16 protein-coding genes are annotated in these 11494 nt (G+C 61.8%); 4 read left to right on the forward strand and 12 right to left on the reverse strand.

The features are described 5' to 3' along the window. From CDO35_RS08025 to CDO35_RS08045, 5 genes are all read right to left on the reverse strand, one after another. Window positions 1-302 (reverse strand): Ohr family peroxiredoxin (locus tag CDO35_RS08025; RefSeq protein WP_099523643.1); only part of this gene is annotated, 302 nt, incomplete at its 3' end. Window positions 303-666: 364 nt separating this feature from the next. Beyond that, on the reverse strand, window positions 667-1119 hold the full coding sequence (locus CDO35_RS08030; RefSeq protein ID WP_099523645.1) for a MarR family winged helix-turn-helix transcriptional regulator: 453 nt from the start codon (window positions 1117-1119) through the stop codon (window positions 667-669). A gap of 69 nt (window positions 1120-1188) precedes the next feature. Further along, the gene (locus CDO35_RS08035; protein WP_166432397.1) at window positions 1189-1527 is read right to left on the reverse strand and encodes an I78 family peptidase inhibitor; all 339 of its coding nucleotides are present in this window, start codon (window positions 1525-1527) and stop codon (window positions 1189-1191) included. An 11-nt stretch (window positions 1528-1538) separates the two neighbouring features. After that, window positions 1539-2189 (reverse strand): YceH family protein, encoded by a 651-nt coding sequence (locus tag CDO35_RS08040; protein ID WP_099523647.1) that lies wholly within the window; start codon window positions 2187-2189, stop codon window positions 1539-1541. Between the two features lie 48 nt (window positions 2190-2237). After that, on the reverse strand, window positions 2238-2804 hold the full coding sequence (locus tag CDO35_RS08045; RefSeq protein ID WP_099523649.1) for a TetR/AcrR family transcriptional regulator: 567 nt from the start codon (window positions 2802-2804) through the stop codon (window positions 2238-2240). Between the two features lie 89 nt (window positions 2805-2893). On the opposite strand from CDO35_RS08045, the gene CDO35_RS08050 reads away from it, so the two are divergent. The 3 genes from CDO35_RS08050 (at window position 2894) to CDO35_RS08060 (ending at window position 4546) form a co-directional block, all read left to right on the forward strand. After that, a complete protein-coding gene (locus CDO35_RS08050) occupies window positions 2894-3625 on the forward strand; it encodes an SDR family oxidoreductase (protein WP_099523651.1) in 732 nt (243 codons plus the stop codon). Between the two features lie 43 nt (window positions 3626-3668). Then, window positions 3669-4262: a 2-hydroxychromene-2-carboxylate isomerase gene (locus CDO35_RS08055; protein ID WP_099523653.1), complete on the forward strand. Its 594-nt coding sequence runs from the start codon at window positions 3669-3671 to the stop codon at window positions 4260-4262. A 68-nt stretch (window positions 4263-4330) separates the two neighbouring features. Then, the gene (locus tag CDO35_RS08060) at window positions 4331-4546 is read left to right on the forward strand and encodes a DUF3820 family protein (RefSeq protein WP_099523655.1); all 216 of its coding nucleotides are present in this window, start codon (window positions 4331-4333) and stop codon (window positions 4544-4546) included. A gap of 82 nt (window positions 4547-4628) precedes the next feature. Here CDO35_RS08060 and CDO35_RS08065 read toward each other — a convergent pair whose 3' ends face one another. The 7 genes from CDO35_RS08065 to fnr form a co-directional block, all read right to left on the reverse strand. After that, entirely contained in the window at window positions 4629-4877 is a 249-nt protein-coding gene (locus tag CDO35_RS08065) for a hypothetical protein (RefSeq protein WP_099523657.1), read from the reverse strand. Window positions 4878-5075: 198 nt separating this feature from the next. Continuing rightward, window positions 5076-5963, reverse strand: coding sequence for an SDR family NAD(P)-dependent oxidoreductase (locus CDO35_RS08070; RefSeq protein ID WP_099523659.1), 888 nt, complete (start codon window positions 5961-5963; stop codon window positions 5076-5078). After that, window positions 5960-7513, reverse strand: a complete 1554-nt coding sequence (locus tag CDO35_RS08075) for a flavin-containing monooxygenase (RefSeq protein WP_099523661.1) — start codon at window positions 7511-7513, stop codon at window positions 5960-5962. The genes CDO35_RS08070 and CDO35_RS08075 overlap by 4 nt, the downstream gene beginning before the upstream one ends. A 50-nt stretch (window positions 7514-7563) precedes the next feature. Next, window positions 7564-8400 carry a metal-dependent hydrolase gene (locus CDO35_RS08080; protein ID WP_099523663.1) on the reverse strand — a complete coding sequence of 279 codons (837 nt, stop codon included), beginning with the start codon at window positions 8398-8400 and terminating at the stop codon, window positions 7564-7566. 233 nt (window positions 8401-8633) lie between these two features. Further along, window positions 8634-9449 carry an ion transporter gene (locus CDO35_RS08085; protein WP_099524560.1) on the reverse strand — a complete coding sequence of 272 codons (816 nt, stop codon included), beginning with the start codon at window positions 9447-9449 and terminating at the stop codon, window positions 8634-8636. Window positions 9450-9533: 84 nt separating this feature from the next. Continuing rightward, complete coding sequence (locus tag CDO35_RS08090) at window positions 9534-10082, reverse strand: adenine phosphoribosyltransferase (RefSeq protein WP_003460975.1); 549 nt, start codon at window positions 10080-10082, stop codon at window positions 9534-9536. 42 nt (window positions 10083-10124) lie between these two features. Beyond that, a complete protein-coding gene (fnr, locus tag CDO35_RS08095; protein WP_074937467.1) occupies window positions 10125-10859 on the reverse strand; it encodes a fumarate/nitrate reduction transcriptional regulator Fnr in 735 nt (244 codons plus the stop codon). Between the two features lie 153 nt (window positions 10860-11012). Here fnr and CDO35_RS08100 point away from each other — a divergent pair, with 153 nt between their 5' ends. After that, on the forward strand, window positions 11013-11456 hold the full coding sequence (locus tag CDO35_RS08100; RefSeq protein WP_099523665.1) for a hypothetical protein: 444 nt from the start codon (window positions 11013-11015) through the stop codon (window positions 11454-11456). The last annotated feature ends 38 nt before the right edge of the window (window positions 11457-11494 follow it).

The raw sequence follows: 11494 nt of genomic DNA on the forward strand, positions 1-11494 counted from the left end.
AGTTCCACTTCGATGCCGAAGCCGGTGGGGATGGCGCCGATGCCGACGGTGCCTTCGATGAAGGTGTCAGCCGGGATGCTCAGCTTGTCGCGGGCGGCGACGAATTTCAGGGCGCCGAGGAAGCAGGCGGAATAGCCGGCAGCGAACAGCTGCTCCGGGTTGGTGCCGCTACCGCCGGCACCGCCGAGTTCTTTCGGGGTGGTCAGGGCGATGTCGAGGATGCCGTCGGAGGACACAGCGCGGCCTTCACGGCCACCAAAGGCTTCAGCGGTTGCACGGTAGAGAACGTTTTCGATAGTCATGGCATTGATCCTTGTCGGTAAGTTAGGGATGGATTGGTTTGCTAATCTTTTGTGCGCTAACCGTTTCCATGGGGCGAACTATATTGCGCAAAATATTAGTGCGCAAGATAAACGTGTGGAAGATTTGGTTATAGGGATTTGATTTTCAGGAATAAGCACGTCCGGCAAGGGATGTATCCATGCCTTACGGACGACACCAGGGGGAATTTGCCCGATTCAGAGGCTGCTACAGCTCAGCATTGGTTGGGCTTGAGTGGGCGCGTATACACAGTGAGGTCGCTGGGTACGACGCACGCGGCGTTTCGCCCAAAGAGGAAAGGGCCAGGGTTCTGCGGGAGCAGGCGATGACTGGCATCGCCAGGCGTCAGAGGGCGTCTTGCAGGTGGCCGCGTAATTCGATCAGGTCATCACGCAGCTTGCTCAACTGTTCCACACTCAACGCTGAAGCCTTGAGGATGCAGGCAGGCAATGCTTTGGCTTGTTCGTGCAGGGCGCGACCTTTGTCGGTCAGGTACAGCTGTACCACACGTTCATCCTGACTGCTGCGCTGGCGTTGCAACAGGCCTTCGCTTTCCAGGCGCTTGAGCAGAGGTGTCAATGAGCCCGGATCGGTCAGCATGCGTGCGCTGATCTCGCTGACGGTGATGCCCTCGTTTTCCCACAGCACCAGCATGGCCAGGTATTGCGGATAGGTGAGACCGAGCGCCTGCAGCAGGGGCTTGTAGGTCTTGGTCATCATCAGCGAGGTGGAATAGAGGGCGAAGCACAGCTGGTTATCCAGCATCAGCTCGGCGCAGGGTTCCACTTGGGAGGTCATGGCATTGGCCTGTGCAAGGGTGGTTGGCGTTGTCGGCAAGTGGTGCGGGCAACCCGCACCTCTGGTGACTCAGCCGCAGGATACGCGGGTGATCATTCGCTGATCATCGACGTTGAGGTTAAGGCGTTGCCCATTGTATTCCAAGGTCACCACGCTGTCGGGCGTGAGAATGCGGGCGGTGCTGGCTCCGGCTTGCTGGCGTGCCTGCTCGAGCAGTTCGGGCGTCGCGGCCTGGCCTTTGAAGTGTTCGGCAGCGGACGAGGTACAGCTATCCGGCGTTGCGCCGCTCGGTGCGGCTGCGGAGGTCGGCTTCTCGGCGTTGCTGCTGCAGCCGGCGGCGAGCAGTGCGGCGGTGAGAATCAGGCTGAAACGAGTATTGAAGTTCAACGCGTTGGGCTCCTTTTCCATAGGTGTAGCGGTCATTGCGCGCCTTCTAGGCGTGCCAGGCGTTCTTCCAGCGCTGCGATGCGCGCTTCCAGTTCGACCAGTCGATCTTCGTTAGGTGCCGCAGCCTCCCCGCGAGCAGCTGGGCGGCTCGCCAGGAGGCTCTCCAGATCGGCAGGCTCGCCGAGCAGATGCATGTAGCGATCCTCGCGCTGACCGCTTTGGCGAGGCAGCAGCAGGGCCAGCCCGCGACCGATCAGGCGCTCCAGTTGATGCTGGACTTCTGCGACATCGTCGAAGTCGTGCATGCGGTTGCTGCGCGTGAGCAGCTCGTTGAGCGTTTGCGGGCCACGCAACAGCAGCAGACCGAGCAATACCGTCTGCGGCTTGACCAACTCCAGCTGCTTGTCGCAGCGCTGTTCCCAGCGATCGGCACGGCTGCCCATCACCAGATGCACCAACTGGCGACCTTCGAGGCTGCGCAGGTAGCGCCCGACTTCTCCGGTTTCCAGGTTCATCAGCGGTTCGCGGCTGGTCTTCTGGTTGCAGGCTAGTTGCACGGCATTGAGCGTCAGCGGGTAGGTTTCCGGTGTGGTCAGTTGCTTTTCGATCAAGCAGCCGAGGATGCGCACCTCGACGGCGTGCAGTGGGGTTTCACCAACCAGCGGGGATGGGGTGTGCGACATGGATCGATCCTGGCAGGAAGAACCTACCTAGGTTAACGGCATCCGCGCTCAGCTGACAGGCTTCAATGTGTGTTCGAGCATGTCCAGGCTGGCGCCGAGTACCTGCTGGCGCGATTCCTCGCTGGCCATCATGCGTGCCAGCAGCAGGCTGCCGAGGCATTGCGCGAGAATCGTCCAGGCCAGTTGCGGGTCGCCGATGATCTCGGCCCAGGTGCTTTGCAGCTGCAGGATCTGCTGTTCGGTACGCAGCCTGACGCGCTCATCGGCACGGGCGATCTCCGCGCCCAGTGCCGGCAGCACGCAGCCTTTGTCCGCCTGTTCGACATGCGCCAGGCTGAGATAGGCCGCCAGGCAGCGTTGCAGCTTGTCACGCCCGGCGTCACCCGCTTCGCCGCCGAGGCGGCTCAGGCTGTTGCGCAACTCGCGCTCGATCAGTTCGGCGAACAGGTCGTCCTTGCTCGGAAAGTGGCTGTAGAAGGCCGCGCCGGTCAGACCGATGGTTTTCATCAGCGTATCCACGCCGGTCACGGCAAAACCTTGCTGCTTGGCAATCGCGCCGCTGCTGGCGAGCAGGCGCTCGCGGGTTTCGGCCTTGTGTTCGGCGGAATAACGCATGGATGACTCCGTTCTATGCTGGGTTGACCTGCCCGAAAGCATAGCATAACGTTCGTTCAGCTAACGATCGTTAGTCAATGGAGAAAGCCATGAACGAAAACAAGAAAGTCGCGTTGATCATTGGCGCCGGTGACGCCACGGGCGGAGCCATCGCCCGGCGCTTCGCCCGTGAGGGGTATGTCGCCTGCGTCACCCGTCGTAGCCTGGACAAACTGCAACCGCTGCTGGAGGAAATCCGCGGCGAGGGCGGTGAGGCCCACGGTTTCGCGTCCGATGCACGGCGTGAGGAGCAGGTGGCTGAACTGGTCGAGAACATCGAGCGTGACATCGGCCCCATCGAGGTAATGGTGTTCAATATCGGCGCCAACGTGCCCTGCAGCATTCTCGAGGAAACCGCGCGCAAGTACTTCAAGATCTGGGAAATGGCTTGCTTCTCCGGCTTCCTGACCAGTCAGGCGGTGGCCAGACGCATGGTCGGCCGCGGCCGTGGCACCATTTTGTTCACTGGCGCCACTGCGGGTTTGCGCGGTGCTGCCGGGTTCGCCGCGTTCGCCGGAGCCAAGCATGGCATTCGGGCGCTGGCGCAGAGCATGGCGCGTGAGCTGGGGCCGCTGAACGTGCATGTCGCCCATGTGGTGGTGGATGGTGCCATCGATACCGCGTTCATCCGTGACAGCTTTCCGGAGCTCTACGCCAAGAAGGATCAGGATGGCATTCTCGATCCCGAACACATCGCCGACAGCTACTGGTTTCTGCACAGCCAGCCGCGTGATGCCTGGACCTTCGAGCTGGACCTGCGGCCATGGATGGAGCGCTGGTAATCTGCGCTGAGCCCATAATCACAATAACGAGCGAGTGAACCTGATGAGCAAGACGGTGGAGTTCTTCTTCGACCTGGGCAGCCCTGCGTCCTACCTGGCTTATACCCAGTTGCCTAGTCTGTGCCGCGAGGCCGGCGCCGCGCTGGTGTATCGGCCGATGCTGCTTGGTGGCGTGTTCCAGGCCACTGGCAACGCGTCGCCAGCGATGATTCCGGTCAAGGGCCGCTACATGATTCGCGACCTGGCACGTTTTGCCGAGCGTTACGGCGTACCGATGCGTTTCAACCCGCATTTCCCGATCAATACTCTGACGCTGATGCGCTTGCTGGTAGCCGTCCAACTGCATCAGCCGGAGCGCTTCGACCATGCCCTGCAGGCGCTATTCCGGGCTATCTGGGTCGATGGGGTGAACATGGGCGATCCGGCCAAAGTGGCAGGCGTGCTGGTGGCCGCTGGCTTCGATGCGGCACAGTTGCAGGCGCAGATCGCTGAACCGGCAGTGAAGGATGCACTCAAGGCGACTACCGAGGAGGCGGTCAAGCGCGGCGTATTTGGTGCTCCGACTTGCTTCGTCGGCGAGGAGATGTTCTTTGGCCAGGATCGCCTGGATTTCGTTCGCGAAGCCCTTCGCGCCTAGGTGCTTTTCGTACAGGGCCCGATGCCTGGCACAATGGCCGGATTATTGTCCGGCCGTTCGAGTACCCGATGAACCCCGAAGCATTGAAACTCCTGGTGACCCGCCGAATGCCTTATGGCAAGTACAAGGATCGGCTGATCGCCGATCTGCCGGGGCACTACCTCAACTGGTTCGCCCGCACGGGCTTCCCCAAGGGCGAACTGGGTCAGTTGCTGGCGCTGATGCAGGAGATCGACCACAACGGCCTCAAGCCGCTGCTCGACCCGCTGCGAAAGAATGCGTAAGCCGTAGGGTGTGCCAGGCGCACCAGCATGCGCGTGCAGGAATTGAGGTGCGCAAAGCACACCCTACGGTAATGCCGTCATCTCAATGCCAGTTGCGCCCGTGATCCAGCTTTTGATCCACCAGCCATTTGCCGTGTGCGATGGACGCGTGCTGGGCTTTGCTCAGGTCGTCCATGAAGGCGTAATCCACCGGCAAGGTCTGGCGCTTGCTGGTGTTGCCGTCGGGATCGGTGATCTGGCAACCACCGGCCCAGGGTGTCGGCAGGCCGGGGTGTTCCATGACGCTGGCACGGATGGTGTGGTCGCGGTGGGTGCAGGTAAGCGCGCTCATGAGGCCACCTCGTAGATCGAGGCGCCGCCCTCGGCGTCGACGCCACACCGAAGTTCCAGCCGGGAGCCGGTAGCGGCGCCGCTTGGATGAGTGATGCGTCTGTTCTCCTACCTTAGCCCAGTTGGCGCAGCAGCGAGCTTTGTCCGACAAACGCACAGGGCCGGCATTGGCCGGCCTTGTGTGGTGCTTGCTGTGAGGCTACTCAGTCGCTTCGCGCGCCTTGTCCGCGTTTCGTGGCTTGGGCGCGAAGCGGGCGGCCAAGCGCATCGAGATAGTGACCAGGCGCTGATACAGCGCCGGCATGCTGCGCTGCACCCAGTCCAGAGCGTGGGCATCGGCGCCGATGAGGATGCGCCGCTTGTTGGCCAGCACGCCATTTACGATGACCTTCGCCGCCTGTTCCGGCGTGGTGCGCAGCAGCTGGTCGTTGAATTGCTGACGCGCCTGTTCGGCGGCCTGGCCGGTGACCTTGGTCAAGCTGTCGTTCATGCGCGCGGTCTTGGCGATGTTGGTGCGGATGCCGCCGGGGTGCACACAACTGGCGGACACCCCGCAAGCGGCCATGTCCAACTCCTGGCGCAGTGACTCGGTAAAGCCACGCACGGCGAATTTGCTGGCATTGTAGGCACTCATGCCGGGCTGGGAGAACAGGCCGAAGACACTGGAGACGTTGACCACATGGCCCTGGCCAGCCGCCTTGAGATAAGGCAGGAAGGCCTTGGTGCCGTTGATCACGCCCCAGAAGTTGATGTTCATGATCCACTCGTAGTCGGCGTAATCGTTGCCTTCCACGGTGCCACCCTGAGCCACGCCGGCATTGTTGAAGATGGCATTGACCCGGCCAAATTCGCTGACGATCTGCTCGGCCCAGGCCTCGACGGCTGCGCGGTCGGCGACGTCGACGCGCTGCTGGCTGACGGTGACGCCAAGTTTGCGCGCCTGCTCGGCGGTTTCCTTAAGACCTTCGACGTTGACGTCGGACAGCGCCAGGTGACAGCCCTGGCGTGCCAGCTGATAGGCGAGGGCGCGGCCGATACCGGAGCCGGCGCCGGTGATGGCGGCTACCTTGTTCTCGAAGGATTTCATGCGCTGGTCTCCTGCACATCGAGGGCGACGGCGTTGCTCTGTGCCGGGTGAGCGGCCTGCTTGCGGCTGAAGTGGTAGGCAGGGGGATCGAAGTGACGCGTCAGCATGCGGTAGCGCCAGGTGAAGCCCGGCCACACCGTGCAGTTGCGGCCACTGACCGGGTGCAGGTACCAGCTCATGCATCCGCCGGTGTTCCATACGGTGCTGCCGAGAGTGCCCTGAATCTTCCTGTTGAAGGCGTCCTGCGCCTCGCGCCTGGGCTCCAGGCTCTGCAGCTGGCCCTCTTCAAGCTGCTTGAGGGCGCCAAGCACATAGGTGATCTGCGACTCGATCATATAGATCATGGAGTTGTGGCCCAGGCCGGTGTTCGGCCCCATGAGGAAGAACAGATTGGGGAAGCCAGCGGTCATGGTGCCCTTGTAGGCTTCCGGGCCCTCGGGCCAGGTGTCGAGCAGGTCGATGCCGCCACGGCCGAACACCGTGCCGCGTGGCAGCGGGTCGCTGGGAGTGAAGCCGGTACCGAAGATGATGGCGTCCACCTCGCGTTCCTGGCCATCGGCCGTGCGTACGCCATGCGGCAGGATCTCGGTGACGCTATCGGTGATCACCTCGACATTGGGCTGAACCAGTGCCGGGTAGTAGTCGTTGGAGATAAGCACGCGCTTGCAGCCCATGGTGTAGTCCGGGGTCACCTTGGCGCGCAGTACCGGGTCCTTGATCTGCTTGTTGATGTACAGCTTGGCGATGCCCTGGGCCATGCGCAGCAGGCGAGGGGCGAAGGCGAAGGCGATGACCCGGCTTTCGAGGATGCTGTACAGGGCGCCGCGCCAGAGTTTCTGCGCCAGAGGGAAGCGCTTGAAGCGCTCGCGTTCATCATCGCGAATGGCGCGGTCCGGCTTGGGCATGATCCACGGTGCCGTGCGCTGGTAGAGATCGAGCTGCGCAACCTGCTTTTGTATCTGCGGCACGAACTGGATGGCCGAGGCGCCGGTACCGATCACCGCCACGCGCTTGCCGGTCAGGTCATAGTCGTGATTCCACTGCTGTGAGTGGAACACCTCGCCGGTGAAGTGCTCCAGGCCCTTGAGCTTGGGAATCGATGGCGTGGACAGGGCGCCCATGCCGGATACCACGAACTGTGCGCTGTACTGGTTGCCGGCGCGATCCAGCAGGTGCCACAGCTCGGCGTGCTCATCCCAGCGCATCTGCACCACTTCGGTACCCAGCAGGGTCTTGTCCTGCAGCCGATACTTCTCCCAGCAACCTTGCAGATACGCCTTGATTTCCGGCTGCCTGGCGAACATCCGCGTCCAGTTCGGGTTCGGCTCGAAGGAGAACGAATACAGGTGTGATTGCACGTCGCAGCCGCAGCCCGGGTAGTTGTTCACCCGCCAGGTTCCGCCAACGCCGGCTTCCTTCTCGAACAGCAGGAAATCCTGCTCACCCTGCTGCTTGAGGCGAATGGCCATGCCGAGGCCGGAGAAACCGCTGCCAAGAATGGCGATCTTGCAATGACGGGCAGCGGTAGGGGGTGACACGGGCGCATTCATGGCCGAGCTCCTGCTTGTCGTTCTTGTTGGTGTCTGCACGCCAAGGGCCGTCAGTTACTGAAACCGAGGCGCTCGCGCCAACGATTTTCCAGTTTGTCGGTGTCGTGATCCTTGGGGTGGAAGCCCGGGCGGTAATAGTCCAGGTACGGACCAAGCAGCTTGGTGAAGAAACCGTTGCGCGGGCCAAACAGCTTCTTCAGGCCGAATCCCCAGCTGCGCCAGTTGAACAGCTGGCCGTCCTTGCGCAGCAGATGGATCTGAAACCAGCCGATCACGCCGAAGAACAGCGCAGTGGTCAGCAGCATCACCAACGTGCGGGTGAAGTAGCCGCCGTAGACCTCCTGGTAGACGTCGTAGCACACGGCCTTGTGCTCGTTTTCCTCGATGGCGTGCCACATCCACAGTTGATACAGCTTCGGGTCGTTCATCTGCGTGGTGAGGTCTTCACGCTTGAGCAGTTGCTCGGCCATGGTCGCGGTGAAGTGTTCCAGGGCACAGGTGGCGGCCAGGCGCTGCTTCTTGGTGCTGAAACGGGTGACCCATTCCAGCAGCACCTTGATGCGCAGCTCGAGGCGTTCCAGGTCGATATCGTGCTCGTTGGCGTAGTCGTTGTAGGCCGCATGCTCCTTGGAGTGCATGGCCTCCTGACCGATGAAGGCGCTGATGTCCTTTTTCAGCTGCGGCTCGCTGACCTGGTCGCGTACGGCGCGCACGCTGTCGACGAAGAACTTCTCGCCGTAAGGGAACAGCGACGACAGGTTGTTCATGAAATGGCTCATGAAGGGGTCGTCATAGAACCAGTATTTCGGTGTTTCGCTGAAACTGAAGTCCATGCGACGCACGGGGAAGCTGGATTTTGGCTGCGGTAGGGCGGTACTGGCGCTCATCGTTCGAGTCCTCTTCCGAGTTGGAACTCCCAAGTGTCGTGCGGCTCTGGTTGGCAGCACTCGGGGTCGCAGGTGGTCAATCTCGACAGACCAACTGTGTCATTGAACGATGTAACTATCGTGCGTGCGGGCGCTGAGCGCCGCCAACTTAAGGCGGGTCTGATGGGCTGACACAGGGGAGAGGGCGCGCAATCCACCGTGCCAGAGACGGCGGATTGCGCTGGTGGCGGGGTTTACGGCGTGTTACGGCGCAGCTCGGCCACCTCGCTGCGCAGTGCGCGCAGCTCGTCGAGAATTGCCTGTTCGCGAGCTACTGCGGCTTGCTCCTCGGCATTTGGCTCGTGGGTGTTCTGCATCGCGTTGACGATAACGGCGATGAACAGGTTGAGCATCATGAATGTGGCGACGAGGATATAGGGCACGAAGAACAGCCAGGCCAGCGGATGTTCTTCCATTACCGGTCGCACGATGCCCATCGACCAGCTTTCCAGGGTCATCACCTGGAACAGGGTGTACAGGCTGGCGCCGATGTTACCGAACCACTCTGGAAAGCTCTCACCGAACAGCTGGGTGGCCATCACCGCGGCGACATAGAACACCAACCCCATCAGCATGACGATGCTGCCCATGCCTGGTAGCGAGGCGAGCAGCGCCTGCACCACCTTGCGCATGCTTGGGTTGATCGACACCAGTCGCAATACCCGCAGCACGCGCAAGGCGCGTAGCACAGCGAAGGGGCCGCTGGCCGGTATCAGGGCGATGCCCACCACCAGGCAATCGAATACGGCCCAGGGATCACGCAGCAGGCCGACGCCACGGGCGGTGAAGCGCAGCGCCAGCTCGATGACGAAGCAGGTGAGGATGAAGGTATCGAGGATCAGCAGCGGCGTGCCCCAGTCGGTCATGATCGACGGTGACGTCTGCAGGCCGAGAATCACGGCATTGATGACGATCAGCAGGGTGATCAGGCGCTGAATGATGGCGCCGTCCATGACAGCGCCCAGGCGCTGACGCCAGTCGCTGGATGGATTCAGTTCGAGTTCGTGCATGGGAGTCTGGTCAAGGTCATCGGTGATGCCGGGCATTGCCCGGCAGAATCATCAACCCACTTGAGGGTTGGCAGGCGCTTCGGCTCAGTGATCGTCGAGGGCGAAGGCCGTCAGCGTGAAGGTGGGGATGCCGGCGTCCTGCAGCTTCTGTGAGCCACCCAGCTCAGGCAGGTCGATGATCGCGGCGGCCTCGAAGATCGTTGCGCGCATGCGGCGCACCAGGTTGGCCGCGGCGATCAGGGTGCCGCCGGTTGCGATCAGGTCATCGAAGATCAGTACCGAATCGCCTTCACAGAGACTGTCGCTGTGCACTTCGAGAAAGGCTTCGCCGTATTCGGTCTGGTAACCCTCGCTGAGGACGTCCGCCGGCAGTTTGCCCTGCTTGCGAAACAACACCAGAGGCTTGTTCAGTTCGTAGGCGATGATTGAGCCGATCAGGAAGCCGCGCGCGTCCATGGCGCCGATATGGCTGAACTCGGCCTCCACGTAACGTTGGATGAAACTGTCGGCGACCATGCGCAGGGCGCGCGGCGACTGGAACAGCGGGGTGATGTCGCGAAAGATGACGCCCGGCTTGGGGAAGTCCGGTACCGGGCGGATCAGGGTCTTGATGCTGAATTCGTCAAAGATCATCGTGGGGTCCTAATGCGTTGAGCCCGCGAAAACTGTGCGAACTCAAACGTCGAGATTGCCGCCTGCCAGAGCACACAGCTCGATCGGGTCGAGGATGTGCACTTCCTTGCCTTCGGCTTCGAGAAGCTTGTTCTGTTGGAAGCGGGTAAATACGCGAGACACCGTCTCCACCGCAAGGCCCAAATAGTTACCAATTTCGTTGCGCGACATGGACAGACGGAACTGGTTGGCGGAGAAGCCGCGGGCGCGGAAGCGGGCAGAGAGGTTGACCAAGAAGGTGGCGATGCGTTCGTCGGCGGTCTTCTTCGAGAGCAACAGCATCATCTGCTGATCGTCACGGATCTCACGGCTCATGATACGCATCAACTGACGACGCAACTGCGGCAACTGCAGGGCCAGGTCGTCGAGGCGCTCGAAGGGAATCTCGCAGACCGAGGTGGTTTCCAGCGCCTGCGCGGAAACCGGGTAGCGCTCGCCGTCGACGCCAGACAGGCCGACCAGCTCGCTGGGCAGGTGAAAGCCGGTGATCTGCTCCTCACCGCCATCGCTCAGACTGAAGGTCTTCAGCGCACCGGAACGAACGGCGAACACGGAGCCGAAGGTATCGCCCTGGCGGAACAGGAATTCGCCTTTTTTCAGCGGGCGGCCGCGTTTGACGATGTCGTCGAGCGCGTCCATGTCCTCCATGTTCAGGGAAATGGGCAGGCACAGGGCAGCCAGGCTGCAATCCTTGCAATGGGCTTGATGCTGCTTGTGCAGCTTGATGCTCTCGGACATCGTCGGGCTTCCCGGATATACACGCAGTTTTCGTAAGGGTACAGCAGCGCTCGGGTGGCGGCCAGCCATATCAGGGCTGACCGAGTGCTCAAGTTTGGCCGCGGGGTGCCGATCCAGATCGTAGAACCATAGTCCAACGCAGGGAGCAGCGCGATGCGCATACCATCCACGGGACCGTTGAATAATCTGGTCCAGGGCGTTCAGCGACAATTTACCGCAGGCGAGCAGACTCCGGAGGAGGTGCGCGAGGGGCTGCGCGTGACCCTGTCCGAGCTGGGCAAGAGCATGTCGGCCAAGGCCGACAAGAACGATGACATCGATAACAGCGACTTGCCTCAGGCGATCAAGGACCTGCTCAAGATGATCCGCGAGTTGCGTGCGCAGATCGTCGAGAAGCAGGCGCAGATCGAGGCGGTCATGAGCGATCAGAGCCTCGATGCAGAAACCAAGCGTCAGCAGCTTGAAGGCTTGCAGAGCGAGCTGGCGTCGCTCAACAGCGCACTGACGGCGGCCAATGCCAACCTGATCAAACTGATGCGCGAGAACGGCCTGTCGAGTGAGCAGATGCAGACCGCCGCCACCCTGGCGATGGGTTGATCCGGCAGCCAGTGACGGAGTCCGTCACTGGCGCAGGC

It is taken from the genome of Pseudomonas sediminis, assembly GCF_002741105.1.
Taxonomy (GTDB): Bacteria; Pseudomonadota; Gammaproteobacteria; order Pseudomonadales; family Pseudomonadaceae; genus Aquipseudomonas; species Aquipseudomonas sediminis.